A 17,451-nucleotide genomic window follows, 5' to 3' on the forward strand; every position below is an offset into this window, starting at 1 on the left:
GTATCATTTTTATAATCTAATAAAAGTTGTTTTGATATCTCTGAGACATTTTGTATTATAGATAATATTTTTTCAAATGAATTTTTAAGCTTCTCTAAATCCGAAGTATCTAGTTTATCTAGAGTTTCTTTTTTGGAGTATAAAAGTAATTAGTTGCTATGTCAAGAGAACGCCCAAGGTCGTTAAATAGGTTGTACATATCGAGTATTATTGTCAGCTTTAAAATATTTGTAAATTCTTTGAATTCCTTAGTGTCAATAGAACTTAAAATGGTATAAATGTGTCTTCTATACTTTATAGATCTGTCGGTATTGGAGGATATTTTTTCTGTATTTGGTCCCCAATTAAAATCATTAAAAGGTATTCCGTATTGGGCAGAAGGTTCTTCCCCCATCATTCTTATATACTCTTCTTTCTGTGTGTTAGCTTTTTCTATTAAATTTTTTAAATCATGAAGTAGTGAGTTTTCTATTCTTTTAGTTTGGTCTATTTCTGCTTTTTGCTTGGGGGCTACTTCTGTGTTAGGGTTTAATTCCTTATAAATGGAGATTTAATATCTTCTTTGTGCTTAGTGTTGAAATTTGGATTGCAAGCATTTAAAAATAGAAAAATAAATATACTTATAATTATATAATACTTCATAAATACTCTCCTTGAATATAATTTATGCTTTAGTATAATAAATGGAATTCTGATATGTATATATTATTTAATTATTTAAATATAATAAATAATATATACATAATTAAATAATATATTTATTGTAGGAAGTTTTATAACATTTTGAGGTTTTTAAAGTATATTTTATATATTCTTGATTAATTTTTACCAAATTTTCTTATTCCAATATATAGTTATTGCAAGAGGACTGTCTTCTATTAATTGTAAGATAATTGGCATTTTTAGTATTAATGTTTTATTGCAGGGAATAACTATAATTAATGAGTAAAAGTAAAAGTAAAAGTAAAAGTAAAAGTAAAAGTAAAAGTAAAAGTAATTAATTGAATAACGGTTTTGAAAAAGCATTAGAAGAAAACAGAAAATTCAAATAAAAAGTATGAAAAGTATGAAGCATTGTTCGCTTTATAATATTATCCTTTATATAGGAATTAGCATTTAAATTAAATAACAAAAACAAAAATAATAATAAACTTATTTTTCTCATAATTGTTTGCCTTTTATGATGAAGATTTGTATGGTTAAACCAAAAATTAATATTAATGTGAAATTTTTTTTCATATTAATATTACCTTCTAATAGTGGTTTTAATAATTGAATATTAGCTTAATTTATGGAATTTGAGTAGGTATTAATTTATTGATAAATAGATTAATCAAATATTCTATGAGTGAGTAATAAGTAAAAAAGTATATTATATAAATATAATAATATATATTATATTGTAATTCAAACAAAATGATATATAATTTTAATTAAGAATAATTATTATTTATAATATATATTCTTAATTAGAGGAAAGGAGAATATTTTTGTGGGAAAAAATTTGTTTTTATATATATTGTTAATGTTAGGATTGATGTCTTGTAGTCTAGATTCTAAATTATTTGGTAATAAAGAACAAAATAATAATGATAATGTAAAAGAAGTTTTGGATAGTGTTCAAAAAGATTCTTTAAAGAATTTATATAGTAGTCAAGAAGAGCAAAAAGGTTTTAATAAAAATTTTGGAGAGCGGAAATATCAGGATTTAATTGTTCCTATAGGACCTATGGTGTCTTCAAAATCATTGAATAATAAGGTTGATATACCGAATATTTCAACTAATCATGCTAAAAAAAAAGAAATAAAAAAAGAGGATTTAGTTCCTTTTACTTATGAAGAAAGAAGGGCAAGTGAAGTAATTAAAAATATACAAGATATTCTTAAAGACTCTGGATTCTTTAATTTAATTGAGGATGTGTGTGTACTTAAAGATGAATATATTTTAATAAAAGATGATTTTAATAATGTGATGAGCAAGATTCAGAGTAAAAAAGCATCACTAATGGAAAATTTAAATAACAATAAAAATAAGATAAGGGAACTAGCGCAATTGCAAAATGAGTTAAAGATAGGTTTTGAATTTGATGAATTTATAAATAAGATCGATATGGCAGAACAAGAGATAAGATCTGCAGCTTTATTTTTTGATATTGCTCAGAAAAGTTTAGAAGAGAGCATTATTAAAAGATTAGAGAGTAAAAATAAGGCATCTTATGCACTAAAATTATCTAGGGAAGCTTTAAGTAAAGCAGAGAGTACTTTAGATAACTTAGACTCTTATTTTTTAAAAAAAGCTGAGGTAATGGTGAAAAAGCAAGAATTGGAAAAACTTATTGAACATGTAAAAACCGTTTTAAAAAGTATTAACTAATAATAAAGTATAGTATATAAGGAAATAAATTTGTTTTTAATGGTATTAATAGTCAATCATTTACATTGACAACTTTTATAAAGTTTAATTTATCTTAAGTATTTTTAGAGATTATATTAAACATTGGGTTTTCCAATTTTCTTCGAGATACTTTATTATGTTGTTTATGTGTGCCACCCAGGTTTCCAGACGGGTTTTTTATATTGTGGACAGCTTCCTTCTAAAAGCACACACAAAAAATTAGATTAATGTTTATTTCAACCAATGCTGCTTTTGGCCGTATCTTGGTTTTTCATTATTATATTATTATTACCCTATAATAATATAATGGAAGCTGCAATTATGCTAGGTAAGAATTTTAATTAATATTTAAGACTAAGTGCTATTAGATTATTTTAAATATTTAATGCATTTAGTCTTAAGTATTAAAAGGTATAAAATGACTTACATATAAAATCCAATCGCATTTTTAATAGGTCAATTTCTGGTACTCTTGTTAATCTAGGCAAATCTCAAATTAAAATAAATGATAACATTTTTAAACATTTGCTCGATATCGTAATATTTGCAAAAAATAAAAAAACATACAAAGAATTAATATTATTTACTACTGAAAATAATATTAGCGATAAAACTATAAAATTAGCATTATAAAATAAAGTATTAATTCCTTTTTGTGAACATCCAAAATAGAGATTACTTTTAAAATAAATATATTTTGGAGCTTTTGCTTGCACATCCAAAAAATATTAGCTTAGAAAAAGAGCATATCATTATAGTTGGATGTGAGTGGTATAGGAAATTTTATGACCTATTCTCTTTCTACTTTAGGATTAGCAGCTTTAACTTTTATATATGAAGACAAAATATAAGAATCTAATCCAAATAGACAATTTTTATTTAGTTATAATGATATAAGATCTGGCAAAGTAGATATAATTAAAGAAAAAATAAAATCGCTAAATAAAACCATTCAAACTAAATCTTATAAGGAAAAAGTTTTAGTAAAATTATTGGAGAATATTTTTACTAAAACAAAAATTAAACCATCATTAATAGTACTGTTAGCAGATTATGACTACTATTTACCCTTAGTTAATAAATTTTGTATTGAAAATTCTATTTCACTTATAAATATTGGATATTTTAATGATTTTTCAGTTATTGGTCCATTTTATATTTCAAATATTTTATCTTACTACTACCGCACTGATATAGGAGTTATAAAAAAGTCATCATCTTCTAAATTTTACGAAGTAAAATAATATTAGTAAATAAAGACCGTCAAGCCCTTTTTTCTTTACTAATAATGCAACTTTATGAGATAGTAATTATAAAAATGTTAAGTATTAGGGTGATTATATTAAAATTGGTTTTTGTAAATCCAGTTTTAAATAGCAATAGTAATTTGTCATTAACAATGATAGTATTATATTTATAGATAATTTATGGAAAATCAATTAATCAGCAAATTGCACATTGAATTGGGAATTCTTGTCTTAACAATAGAACTAGCAAATACTCAATTTAGTCAATATTCTCCAAAAGTGATACTTAAGCACTATAATGACAAACTTAAAATTTCGGGGCTGACCGACACCACACTAACAATAATGGAAAAATATCTTGATAAATTAAAAGAAATAAAAATCATAGCTAAATTTTATACTAAAGACAGGGATTGTGGCATTTTATGTTATTACAAGCTTAATTGCTCCGCTAAGCAAGCTCAATCAAAAATATCAGACTATTTACTTTTAAAAAAAATATAAATTTTTGAGATATATAATTTTTATTATTGTTTATGAAAAATTTTGGAGTCATTTATGAATATTTTTTTAAAAAAAATAAACTGTTCAAATTGCCGTAATAAGCCACATTATCCATTAATAATTCTTATTTCAATAATAGAATAGCTTTTGCAAAGCTTAAGTTATGATTGGTCAAAAAAAATGTAAATAAGTAAGTTGTGGTTGTATTTATCAATTATAGTAATATTATTATAAATAATAGTTTAATATTAAAAGTGTATAGCATGCAATAGAAATGTATTGGCTTTGTTTGTTGGGTTTTTAATAAAAAAAAATAAATGTTTGACCAATCGCTAGTTTTTGTTCATAAAAGAAGGGTTGTACAAAATGAGCTGTGATGATTTTTTACGATAAAGGGTACACTTTCTAATTTGAAATTGAGTGCGGTTGAATATTGTGTTTTAAGTGATATGCGCCAGGTTATAGACCGATTTGCAAATAATAACTTTTTAGCGTATCAATCCGATAGCTCTGATTTTTTAGCGTATCAATCCGATGGCTCTGATTTTTTATGGCCGCTATTTGAAGACTATAGTGAAAATGATTTTGACAAGTTCTTTACAAGATTGGGCACCAAGAGGTCTAAAGAGCTAATAAATCTATTTCTCAAATTGAAAATGCGTGTAAGTAATAGTGTATTTGAAACAGAAGTTTTTTTCTTGTATATGTGTATTAAGGACGCATACTTAATTAATCTTTTTTATTTTGATGATGATGAGCACAATTGTTTTGATTGTGTTATGCGTACTTTTGATCAACAATTCAAAAGCATAGTAAAATCTTTAAAATTAAAATTGGAAGATTTTGGTGTTTTTGTGTAAAATGATCCTTTTAATTAAATCAAAAAGAATATAAATAAGCAAGTTACATGCGCCATTAATAAATTAATGGCGCGATAATTAGCATTATCTAACATTTATAAGCATTTTTTATATAAAAATCTAAGTTTTTCTTCAAATTTATTTTATATCCTTTAGAAAGAAATAAGATTTTTATATTTCCATTAACAATGGTAGCTTTTGTAAAGTTTAAGGCATTAATATTGTAATGCGGATAGGATATTTTTAAAATGTCTTTTACAAAAAATTTTTCAAAAGTGACTTAGTTTTGATTTCCATTTTGTAAAATAATAATATAAGTATTTTTTATTATAAGGAGTATGATTTTATGAATAATTTTTTAATAAAATTTTTTCTTTTTTTATTGGTTTTTTCAAATAGCTATGTTGCTTTTTCTAAAAACATCAATGTTTTTTTAATAAATAGTAACTGCTATGGACTATGAGCTTGAACAGATAAATAAGCTTATGTCTAATAAGGAAGAAATAGTTCTTAAGGAATATGGTCTTAATAAAAAGATTGTAAAGGGGAAGTTGTCTAATCGCAATGTTATGGTTGTTGATTGTGGGGTTGGCAAGGTTAATATTGGTGCTTGGATGGGCTATATTTTGTCAAAATACAAGATAAGTCATATAATTAATTCTGGAGTTGCTGGTGGTGTGTTGTTAGTGATAAATATAAAAATATTAAAGTGGGTGATGTGGTAGTATCTTCAGAAGTTGCATATCATGATGTTGATTTAACTAAATTCGGACACAAGGTGGGGCAGCTCATGGGATTTCCCCAAAAATTTAGTGCCGATAAGAATTTGATTAAAAAGGCTAGAGAAGCTATTAAATTAAAGGTTGGAGATGCTAATACATTCAGGATTAATATTAACAGGAGATCAGTTTATTGACCCAATTTATATCAAAAAAATTTTAAAAAACTTTAAAGATGTAATAGCTGTTGAGATGGAAGGTGCAGCAGTAGGGCATGTTTCTCATATATTTAATGTACCTTTTATAGTTATTAGGTCTATATGTGATATTGTAAATAAAGAAAAAAATGAAGTTGAATATAATAAATTTTTTGAATTGGCTGCTTTTAATTCAGCGAAAGTTGTACAAGAAATTTTAAGAATTCTTTAAGAAATATATAATTTCCGTAGTTTTCATAATTTTCAATTATGCGTAAAAAAAGACATTTTTTATATATATTTATAAATTTGCATTGTATTACATATGTATATCCTCTACTTCTTTGATATTTACACGATATTCAGATTATTTTTATTGATTATATTAGCTTAATTACTATGTTACAGAATAATATTTCTCGTTTTAAGTAAGTTGCATTGTGAGTCGTATTATACTTGCACTTGCTTTTAGGGTTTGAAATTTTAATAATAGTTTTATCTCAAGTTGGTCATAAGTGCAGAAGGTGGGGAAGAAAGTCTAGTTTAACAACTTTAAGGGAGTTATGCTCGTTAGAGCAGGATATGCTGACATTATAATTTTTTTACATCAAGATAGTTAGGAGTGTAACAGGAATAATAATACTTTAAGTGATTATACTAAAGTGAAAGTATAGGGAGTTTTGTTAAAAGATGGGAGTGGACTTGCTAGTATTCCAACTATGGACTTTCTACTTAAGTTTATGAAATTTATAGATAAAGAACAATGGAATATATGTGTGTTGATAAAAGCTTATAAGTATAGAATATATCCTAATACTAATCAAAATAAATGCTTTTTAAAAGTATTTTTGGGGTGTATTATTTTTGTATAACAAAAAATATATAGTTATATTAAGAGCGTAAATTATGAAAAATATTAGTTTAGAAAGTTTAGTAAAAAATCTTAAAAAATAGATTTCAATTAGGAAAGAATTTTTTTAGAAATTGTGACATTAGTAGTAAGAATTGTTCTATTTAGAATAGCAATTCTTGCTATATTTCTAATTTTTTTTGTTTTAATTTTTATATACTTTTGACTATAAATTATTTGTTATTTTTAATAAATCGTCTGCTTTTATTATGTATATCTCACCAAGATAGTTTGTATTACTACCATTAGTGTTGTATTACCACCAGTATGTATTTATGTTAACATTGATGGCTATTGTAAAGCTTAAGGGTATCTTAAGAGTAATATGAAATATCAAATTAATAACTTTAAGATTGATTTACTTCTTTATAAGTAACCCTTTTATTTGTTATATAATTTTTATTTTGTTTGTGATTGCTAATTATTAAAATTATCAAAGTATAATTAATGTAAAAATTAATTATACTTTGATATAATTCAATACTTCTTTTAAAGAAGATGTCATTAACAATTAATAATATTAATCTATTATTAATGGTTATTGCTAAATTAAAAGATTATAGAAAAAAGGTGTGCTTATTTAGAATTAAAGTTTATGCGAATTATAGGTGAAAAATTTTTTGTAATCTTTAGTTAAAAATTAAGCATATCTTTAATAAAAGATATGCTTTTACATATGGTAATTTTAATACATACTTAAAGTTTCTTTTGTATTGTAAATATTTCATTCTTTAGATTTTCTGCTTCTTTTTGTTTTTCTTCTGTTTGATTGCAAAGTGTGATTACGTAAGATTTAAGTTTATTAGTATCTTTTTGTATAGAATTTTCATTGTTTTGATAATCTAATAAAAGTTGGTTTAACATTTTTGAGACGTCTGCTTTTGTAGATAATAATTTTTCCAACAAATTTTTAAGCTTCTGTAAATCTGAAATCTCTAGTTTATCTAGAATATCTTTTTTAGGATATAAGCAGACAATCATGTCGTCTAAAGCAGTTCCAAAGAAGTTTAATATGTTAAATAGGCCTTGGGTTTGGCCTGACAACATTATAATTTTTGAAAATTCCTTTAATTTGTCAGTATCTATATCATTTAGGGCCCCATAAGTTCGTTTTCTATATCTTATAGATCTCTCTGTATTATCAGCTATTTTTTCACCTTGTCCTTCTCCCCAACCCAATTCTTTGAAAGCCAATATTCCATATTGATCTTCAGATTCTTCTTTTAATTTTTTTTCATATTTTTTTCTATCCTCGTTAGCTTTTTCTATTAAATTTTGTAAATCATCAAGCAGTGAGTTTTTTATTCTTTGATTTTGGTCTTCTACTTTATTTTGGTCTTCTACTTTATTTTGGTCTTCTACTTTATTTTGGTCTTCTACTTTATTTTGGTCTTCTACTTTATTTTGGGTTACTTCTTTTTTATTGTGTTTGATTCTTTTTTTGCTAGAATGAGACTTTATATCTTTTTGATTGGTGTTAAAATCCGGATTGCAAGCTAAAAATAAAAGAACAAACAAGCTTATAATTATATTATATTTCATAAATACTCTCCTCACTTTAAATCTAATAATTAATATAATGCAATATTAATATAATCCAATAATTAATATAAATTAATAATTAATATAATGCAATATTAATATAATCCAATAATTAATATAATGCAATATTAATATAATCCAATAATTAATATAAAATTTTATTGTATTAATAATAGATTGTTAAAATAATAATATTTTTATTAAAATCAATGTAATGATTTAGTATTTAATAATTCTTGAGAAAAGATAAAATTGGTATAAACTTGCACATTATGTTTATTTTTTCTAAAAAAGTCTATCTTGGCAGGAGATTTTTAACAAGCATAGTAAATAGTATTTAGATAAACTTATATATTAGATTACTTCAGCAGTAAATAAGGAGTACGTATGAAAACTTTGGTTGGCGCTTGTATAGTAACATTGGCTGTATTGGGTTGTTATTTGCCTGATAAACAGAAACAAGCCGTTCAAACTTTTTTTAAGAATTCACAAAGTAGTGATATAGGTTCTGATGAGATTGTTGCTGATGAAATTGTTGCTGATGGGATATTTGATAATTTAAAATTATATATGACTGAGCATAATTTGCTAGTTGATATAAAAAAGACCATAATCAGTTTAAAAGATCCTAATTATCGTGCTGTACCCCCAGTGCGTGACTATAATGAGGAGTATTTTAATAAATTCTTTTTAGATTTGGGGTCTGAGCGATCTAAAGAATTGATTAAGTTATTTGGCAAGATAAAAAATGAGCAGAATGATGATAAATTTAAAAGAGAAGCTTATTGGCTATATTCATGTATAAGGGATTTATATTCTTCAGATATTAAGTATTCTGGTGAAAACGGGAATGAGTATATTGTTGATATGCCTAGGAGGCCCACTATTGATCAACAATATCTTTAAAGTGAAGGGAGTAATAGAACAGTATGCTTTAAGATGATTATTGTCTACTAATTTTAAGATAATTTTAATTTTTAGTATTAATGTTTTGATAAAAAAATAAAAAGCATGGCTATAATAGGATTGTTTAGGAGTAGAAATGTGTAACAACGGGTGTTATAATAATGATTCAAAAAATAAAGTGTTTTTAAATTTTTATTACTTTAATAGAGAGCAATAACAGGCTTATTAATAAGGAAATAAGATCAAGGCAAAGTTGATTTATAGATTCTGAAGTTATGGTTTTGGATTTTTTTAAAAAAGGGGATTAGGTATAATTAAATTGATGTTGTTTATTTATATTGATGATGTCATGTAGATGTTTTGGGATAAAATTATTAGTGGAAGCAAAAAAATAGTAAACTATTAGTTGTGGAAATTAATCAAGTATTAAATATATAAATAAAATTATAGGATCCAAATTAAAAATTAAGACATTAGGTGTAGAAGAGTTTGTAAAATTGGCATAAGAGGCTATGATTGGTTCTAAAAAATCTGCTCAAGAAGTTAATCATAAGAAGAGTAAAGGCAATAATACTATAATAGTAAGAGACTATCCTCAATTTAATTAAATCAATTTAATGTATCAAAAAAGATTTATTTTGAAATTATTGATTAATTTAGGCTATTATGCTTCATAAGTGGTTGCTGCTATGCTAATTAATCTAGGAAATGGACTAATGAATGATAAATTAATTTATTGGGGGAGATGTTGAAAACATTGGTAGTTATTGATGATAATAATTAGGCCTATAATAATCTTTAATTACTATTGGACAAATTTAATAGTGAAGAGTCTTTAATAATAGCAATAGCAAGTAATTTAATACTACATGTTAAGGTAATTAATTTGCAACATAAAAATGCAGCAAGGAGCATACATTTGTTCTAACCAATATACCAGATTTTTATATTAAGAAATGAAATTAATTTCGGGTTAGGATTATTTAAGTTCATGAGAGCACGCTTTCATACTAATTAAAAATTATAGATATTATCATTATTTAGTATAAAGTATGGAGACAGCCCCCACATTAATTTTTTAAAAGGCTGCCCCCTTAATAGCTAAACTTCTAATTAAGCTATTAGAAGGATAACAAATTATTGAAAAATGATATATATATTATATATATATCATAAATCAGACAATTACAGTAAATAATTATTGTGGAAAAACCCTTATAAAGGGGTATGGGGAAAAAACTTAATCTAAAAGATACCTCTAGAATTGGGTTTAAAACCTAACAAGGATAACCGGAATAATATATTTTATAACAAGAACAGCAAAGAATCCTTGAATCATTTATATATTCTTTGATAATTTAATATTTACAAAATATATAATATTAAAATATTATATATACCTTGTCTTTTATAAACAGAATATTATAATGGTAATTATTACTTTAAAAGTAATATATTTTTGATATTTTATATATTTAATTTATTTAATTTCCTTAATAAAAGAATTTGACTAAATTTTTTTATTAAGGAAATATGAATTAATTCTAAGTGTCTTTTGCCAAGAAATAATATGACATTAGTAATAATATTTCTATGTAAATTGGGATGGCAATTCGAAAAAATCATAAATAAACATTCGAGAATTTTATTCATACTTATTAACAAAGTAAAACAAAAAAATGAAAATTTATTAATAGAAATGTTAGGGAAACATACTATTTTTTTGGATTACACACTATAAAAGTGTATTCAAAAACCTGAGTTTAATCTTTATAATATATAATTAATTAGCTTATTAAATATTTTTAAAACTAATTTAAACAAATTAGAAAATTGACACAACTATAATGAGATTTATTTTCTCAAAATGACCTTTAATTTTTAAAATTAAAAATGGTTTATACGGACAATAAAATTAAAAACCATCATGGAGAAAATAAATTAATAAGTCGAGGCAAATTACAATATTAGGAATATTGTAAAACTATTTAAAATCTTATCAATTCTTAAACTTCATCTACTCTTTCCCAAGAATTTAAAAATAGATAAAAAATTGTGTCAATTGTAATTATTATTAATGTAAGAGTTAGGGATCCATTTGTAAGTCCTTTTGCCCTTACTTCAGGATAAAATTTTAATAATCCGTTTATAGATATATAACTCGTTAAACCAGCCAATAATCCAGAAATTAGCCTTGATAGAGGATGAATTATCCATAAAGATTTCATCTTGATTTTAAAATATAATATAGCAATATATTAATATATTGAAATAAAAAAAACAAATATGTTCCAATTAATACTGTTACCATGTATTCAAAATTATAAAACAATATTTTCAAATGAATTCCTAGTTGATCTGATTTGCTATGATTAAATCTTAATGTAAATTGGATCATGATAGCAAAAGTCATTTTTAATAAAAAACACAATATTGCCGAATCTATTGCTTCTTTCTTGTTATATTTTTCTGTTATTAAATTTAAAGAAAATAGTGTTGATAAAAAAATAATTCCTGATATATTTAAATACATTTCGAATGCTTTTAATTTGTTTAGTATAACAATAGATGATATTATTGAAAGTAATACATTAAAGCAAAAAAGACCCAATTTCCCAAAAAATCGATAAAGTATTCCTAAGCTTGTGTATATAAAAAGTGCTATTTCCATACATAAACTCAGATCAAATAGGTCATCGGCCATAATAAATTATATCAGATTAATACTAGCATACAATATTGAATTGATATTTTGATAATTTTAAACAAAAGAATTATATATTTACAATGTAATTACAAAAACTTTAAAAACTGTCGAAAATAAATCTTAAACATAAATAGATAGTTTTACTAAAAACTATCTCTAACTAAATTTAATATAAATATAGATAGATTAAAAATTATTTATAATCTTCAGTTAAAAATAAATCCGAATACATTTTTGTATATCAAAATTTTATAGTTTAAAATATAAGAATTTATTTTCTCAACTTTTATTAAAAAATATGTTAAAATAAATTTAAATAAATCAATTCTAATATATTATTTATTATTGCTTTTAGGGGACGTAATCTATGTTTAGAAAAAAAGAAATATGTTTCTTGTTATTTTCATTACTTTTATTTATGTCATCAATTATAATTTCTCATGGAATAAAAAACATTGGTATTAAAAATGAAAATTATATTACAGTTAAGGGTCTTAGTGAAAGAGAAGTTTTATCAACATCTTCTAGTTGGGAACTTAGATATAATTTGACTGGCAATACTATTAATGACATTATTAAAGCAAATAATTTAAGCTTGTCTAAAATTAAAAACTTTTTCTTAAAACATGGATTTAGTGAAGATCATATAAAAATGGGATTTATGGAATTTAATGAAGAGGCTTATAAAGAATCTCTTTATAAGTATAGAGCATATATATCTTTAAGTGTTCATACAAAAAATATTGAAAAAATGGAAGCCGCAGAAAAAAATATTACTGAACTTTATAATCAAGGCATATTGATTAGTAATAGTGGAGGACCAAGATATTACTTCGACAATATTAATGATATAAAGCCCGAAATGTTAGCAGATTCAATCAGAAATGCAAAATTAGCAGCTTTGGAATTTGCAAAACATTCAAGTTCAAAATTAGGAAAAATTAAAAATGCAAATCAAGGATATTTTGAATTTCTTCCCATTGATAGAAGCTTAGGGCCCCAAGAGAGTTATCCAAAAAAAATATTAAGGATAGTTACAACCGTTTCTTATTATTTGGATTGATATTTTTTTTTATAAGCGAACTATTATTTTCTAAATAAAATTATAGAAATGGCTTCTAGCTTCATTCTATGGCAGGTTTTTGAGTTCTAAGAACTGTATCATCAATATAGCAATAGTATAATTTACAAGCTTAGCTTTTGCATATTACTTCTTTACTTTCTGATTTTTTATATATTTTAGCTTCATTTAGAGTCATATTAATTCACAACTTTTACAATTAGAAATACTTTAATCTTAATTTTTAAATTTCAATTGCCTAAAATGTTCTTTCTTACTTAAAATATTTTTAAAAAATCAATCTGAAATTAAGTTTGCAAAAACTGGTGTGAAAAATCAACGCCACAAAATTGCTATTAACATAAAAGTAACTTTTTATAGGAAATTTAAATGGTCTTTGAAATATTCAGCTTTAGGATTTTACTTATTAATAACTTTTCGTTATTTGTAGTCGATTATTAAAAAATAATAAAACAAGTAAAAGATTTAGAACTGCAATAAATAAAGGTACTACCTTCCCAATTACATTAATCAAAACCACTCTTTATCTAAAATTTTATGACAAACTTTATTATTTAGTATAACAAAATAAATATAATCACTTTCTATACTTCATTATGTTAAAATAATTGAAATTTAAAAATTATCATCATTTTATAATAAAAATTCGGGTATAGCATAAAGAATTTAAAAATAATAAATTTTTAAATAAAAAAGCTGCTAATTGCTAAAATAGATTGATAGAAATCTATTTTTTAAAAAATCCCACTAAACCATCCTTGAATATACAACTAACAACTCTTAACTAATTTAACAATAAGCAGAAAAATTTTATGCTCTTTCTATACCCCTCCAATTAAATTTTTAATCCTTTACTACTTTTTTATAATAATTTGAAATTAATAATCTAAAAAACAAAAAGAGTCAACATCAAACAATCCTTTATCATTTATTTTTAAATGCGGAACTACTGTTAAAGACATAAAAGACAAAGTCATTAAAGGATCATCAAGCTGAGAACCTAAAATATTTTTACAAAAATCATTTAATTTCATGTATTGAAAAGCTATTTCTTTGGCTGGAAGAGTGCTCATTAATCCAGAAATAGGAAGTTTAATTATTATGGTTTTTTCATTATTTAGAGCACATAAACCTCCCTTATTTTCAATAATTATATTTGTTGCTTTACATAAATATTCATCATTAGTTCCAACAACTATAATATTGTGAGAATCATGAGCAACTGTACTCCCTATAGCACCTTTTCTTATCCCAAAATTTTTTATAAATCCTATAGAAATTTTACTATTGTCTTCATATCGATTTATTATAGCTATCTTTAAGATATCTTCAGCAATATTAGATTGAAAATCTGGAGCCAATAAATTGCTATCAATCATAGTTTTCTGCGTAATAATTTGGTTATTGATGCAATTGATTATCGGAATCATCTTATTTTTAGTAGAAAATTTAAAATCTAAAATAGATTTTTCACTACAATTAAAATTGTTTATAGGAATTTCACTTATTAATGGAATATGCAATATGCCGTCACTATAAACCAATTTGCCATTAATGTAGGTTTTATCTATTTTGAATGTCTTAATATCTTTAGTAATTATAAAATCAGCAGGATCTCCTATCCTTAACAACCCCACTGGGATTTTATAGTGTAAAACCGGATTAATACATGCTATTTTTAAAACATCAAAAAAGTCGTGCCCATACCCTATTGCACGAGCTACTATTGAATTAATATGTCCATGTAGTATGTCATTTGGATGTGCATCATCAAAACAAAACATTAAAGAATCACAATATTTGTTAGAACATTCACTAATCAAGGGATGCAAAGATTCAAAATTTTTAGCCACACTTCCTTCTCTAATTATGATTTTCACACCTAAAGATAATTTATACCTTGCATCTTCTATTGTTGAACATTCATGATCAGTACTAATACCTGAAGACATATACTTTAAAGTTAAATGGGGAGACAAGCCAGGAGCATGCCCATCAACAACCTTATTGCGCTTTAATGCAGAATTTATTTTATTTATAACTTCAACATCCTTATTAATTACTCCTTTAAAATCCATTACTTCAGACAAATAGTAAATATCATTTGATTCCATTAATTTGTCTACATCTTGATCATCTAATACATGTCCTGAGGTTTCAAATTTCGAAGACAAAGCCGGCACACAAGAAGGAGCTCCAAAAAAAATTTTAAACTCGGTTTTTTTAGAATTATTTATCATAAAATTTATACCGTCAATACCATTCACATTCGCTATTTCATGAGGATCGCTTATTGTCGCAACAGTACCATGTTGAACTACCAAATGCGCAAAGTTTGATGGTATAAGAAAAGAACTCTCTATATGTATATGTGCATCGATAAATCCTGGCAACACATACTCATCCAATGTTGCATCAATTTTTTCTATGCTCACAATATAACCATTTTCAATCGTTATACTAGCTGGATAAATTTCTTTATTAAAGATGTCGATATAATTGGCTTTAATTTTAAATAAATTCATTACTTATCCTCTTTTAAAAAATTTTTGTTCATAAAATACTCTATATGTTTAAATATATATATTATTATAAAATATATCAAAATGGAAATTTATTAAACATGATCTACAAACTTAATTACATACAATTTTTATCTTATTTTTTATTTCTTTTCACACTATAATAGTGTAAAGCATATCTCCACTATAATTTAAAATCTTTCAAAACTTTAATTATAGTACAAAGAGTCTTTATATTTAATTGCAACTAGATTTAGAAGAAACAAAAATCACCGATATTTGCTAAACATAATAGAAATCAAAGATAATTTTTGGGGCACAATTAACGAATAAAAAGATTTAAACAAAAAATAACTAGCAATTTTAATATTATCAAAGATTATATGTTAGAATATCGGCAAATTTTTAATAAATTTTTGCACATTTAACAAACAAAGGATATTTATATTGAATATTTAATTAAATGATGGGATTTTAGAAAAATTAAGCAATAAAACAAAATTAATAACTTATTACACTAGTCACAATGATATTTTATTGCTTTTCCAATAAAAAGAAGAAAGAATCTCAATCTCCTTAATTTAAAATTAAATAACAATAATATTTCTAATTTCTTGTTCTAGATTTATAGGATCTCTATTTATGCTTAAAATAATATTTGAAAAGGTTTTATTTAAATAATCTCCCAATTTATTATTTTCAGACTTTATGAATTCTTTATTGCTACTATAATCATTTAATAATTGCTTAACACATCCCCTAAAAGTTGTTCTCAAGGCTAAAAAGTCTTCGAGACAAGTTTTAAGCCTTTTAAGATTAGGAATATCTAATAATATTAAGTTATTTTTTTTAGCAAGCAATAATCTCATTATTGCTTCAAATCTAAATTGAAATTCTATACCTACATTTTGCATTATTTTATTGGCGATATTCTTAATACTAGATACATTTGAATTTAAAATTAATCCTAATTCTTGCAACTCACTTTCATTGTAATCTAAAACTGCATACAAACATCTTCTAGCCATTTTAGATTGTTCTACATCATCAGCAAGTGTTTTTTTTAACACAGACCAACTAATATTTTTAAAAGGAAGATTATATTGATTAGACGGCTCGCTTTTGAATTTTTCAAAAGAATTATCTATGGCTTTATTATTAAATTCTACCAAACTATTTATCAAAAATATAAGCCTATCCTTTTCTCCTTGCACATGTTCTTTCCTAGATTGTTTTTTGTCATTATGACTCTTAATAATCTTATTTTTCTTTAAAACATCAGCTTGGCATGAAATAAATAGAAAAATATTGATTAATAATATTATTTTTTTCATAAAACACAGCCCTTAAAATGGCTCTACAATAAATCTGTAAAGCCATAATATAAACTTATTATAAGTATAAAATTGAAATAATTACAAAATAAAATATAATCTAAAAATGATTTTTTTTCAATATTTTGAAATGCTAAATAAGTGCATGCTATTTCTACAAAAGATTATAGAAATAGCTTTTTAGACTCTCAAGAAATAATGATTGACCACTAAAGTAATGATATTTTAATTTCAACTTCTAGAAGTTATTTTGACTTTTATTTTTCTATAATAACAATAATTTTAAAAATTTATGACTGTATTTATATCTCACCATGAGGATTTATGAATCCTTGAAGATTTATACATAATTGTGGAATATCTTTCAATAAATAAGCATTATTATGCTTATTGCAAATAAACCAAGATTTTTAAATATTTCTATGTTGTTTACAAAAATAATTTTAAAATAACATTGAAGTTTATACGGAAAATGGAAATCAAAATAAAATTGTAGAAAAATCTTATACAAAGAAGATACAAAATAA

At 24.1% G+C, this 17,451-nt stretch carries 10 protein-coding genes and 3 pseudogenes; 8 read left to right on the forward strand and 5 right to left on the reverse strand.

The features are described 5' to 3' along the window. Positions 1-397, reverse strand: a pseudogene (locus HNR35_RS05805) (CRASP family complement regulator-acquiring lipoprotein); the annotation flags it as partial. Positions 398-1,492: 1,095 nt separating this feature from the next. Here HNR35_RS05805 and HNR35_RS04720 point away from each other — a divergent pair. The 6 genes and pseudogenes from HNR35_RS04720 to HNR35_RS04745 all read left to right on the forward strand — a co-directional run bounded on the left by HNR35_RS04720 (position 1,493) and on the right by HNR35_RS04745 (position 6,794). Further along, positions 1,493-2,374: a P12 family lipoprotein gene (locus HNR35_RS04720; RefSeq protein ID WP_183224280.1), complete on the forward strand. Its 882-nt coding sequence runs from the start codon at positions 1,493-1,495 to the stop codon at positions 2,372-2,374. Positions 2,375-3,309: 935 nt separating this feature from the next. Further along, positions 3,310-3,639: a hypothetical protein gene (locus HNR35_RS05810; RefSeq protein ID WP_336509704.1), complete on the forward strand. Its 330-nt coding sequence runs from the start codon at positions 3,310-3,312 to the stop codon at positions 3,637-3,639. A gap of 183 nt (positions 3,640-3,822) precedes the next feature. After that, complete coding sequence (locus HNR35_RS04730) at positions 3,823-4,146, forward strand: plasmid maintenance protein (protein ID WP_011703900.1); 324 nt, start codon at positions 3,823-3,825, stop codon at positions 4,144-4,146. Positions 4,147-4,556: 410 nt separating this feature from the next. Further along, a complete protein-coding gene (locus HNR35_RS04735; RefSeq protein WP_236845792.1) occupies positions 4,557-5,006 on the forward strand; it encodes a P52 family lipoprotein in 450 nt (149 codons plus the stop codon). Between the two features lie 346 nt (positions 5,007-5,352). Beyond that, positions 5,353-6,154 (forward strand): annotated as a pseudogene (locus tag HNR35_RS04740) (5'-methylthioadenosine/adenosylhomocysteine nucleosidase). A gap of 448 nt (positions 6,155-6,602) precedes the next feature. After that, positions 6,603-6,794: a helix-turn-helix domain-containing protein gene (locus HNR35_RS04745; RefSeq protein WP_011703895.1), complete on the forward strand. Its 192-nt coding sequence runs from the start codon at positions 6,603-6,605 to the stop codon at positions 6,792-6,794. 734 nt (positions 6,795-7,528) lie between these two features. Here the strand turns inward: HNR35_RS04745 and HNR35_RS04750 are convergent. After that, entirely contained in the window at positions 7,529-8,374 is an 846-nt protein-coding gene (locus HNR35_RS04750) for a virulence associated lipoprotein (RefSeq protein ID WP_183224282.1), read from the reverse strand. A 387-nt stretch (positions 8,375-8,761) separates the two neighbouring features. Between HNR35_RS04750 and HNR35_RS04755 the strand changes: the two genes are divergently transcribed. Further along, positions 8,762-9,280 (forward strand): P52 family lipoprotein, encoded by a 519-nt coding sequence (locus HNR35_RS04755; protein WP_183224284.1) that lies wholly within the window; start codon positions 8,762-8,764, stop codon positions 9,278-9,280. A 2,006-nt stretch (positions 9,281-11,286) separates the two neighbouring features. Here the strand turns inward: HNR35_RS04755 and HNR35_RS04760 are convergent. Continuing rightward, positions 11,287-11,984 (reverse strand): annotated as a pseudogene (locus tag HNR35_RS04760) (VUT family protein). Between the two features lie 370 nt (positions 11,985-12,354). On the opposite strand from HNR35_RS04760, the gene HNR35_RS04765 reads away from it, so the two are divergent. Continuing rightward, complete coding sequence (locus HNR35_RS04765; protein ID WP_011703928.1) at positions 12,355-13,050, forward strand: SIMPL domain-containing protein; 696 nt, start codon at positions 12,355-12,357, stop codon at positions 13,048-13,050. Positions 13,051-13,946: 896 nt separating this feature from the next. On the opposite strand, the gene ade is transcribed toward HNR35_RS04765, so the two are convergent. Continuing rightward, positions 13,947-15,593 carry an adenine deaminase gene (gene ade / locus HNR35_RS04770; RefSeq protein ID WP_183224286.1) on the reverse strand — a complete coding sequence of 549 codons (1,647 nt, stop codon included), beginning with the start codon at positions 15,591-15,593 and terminating at the stop codon, positions 13,947-13,949. Between the two features lie 584 nt (positions 15,594-16,177). Next, on the reverse strand, positions 16,178-16,924 hold the full coding sequence (locus tag HNR35_RS04775) for a complement regulator-acquiring protein (protein ID WP_157868199.1): 747 nt from the start codon (positions 16,922-16,924) through the stop codon (positions 16,178-16,180). Positions 16,925-17,451: the final 527 nt, after the last annotated feature.

This window comes from Borreliella spielmanii, from assembly GCF_014201705.1.
GTDB classification, from domain to species: domain Bacteria; phylum Spirochaetota; class Spirochaetia; order Borreliales; family Borreliaceae; genus Borreliella; species Borreliella spielmanii.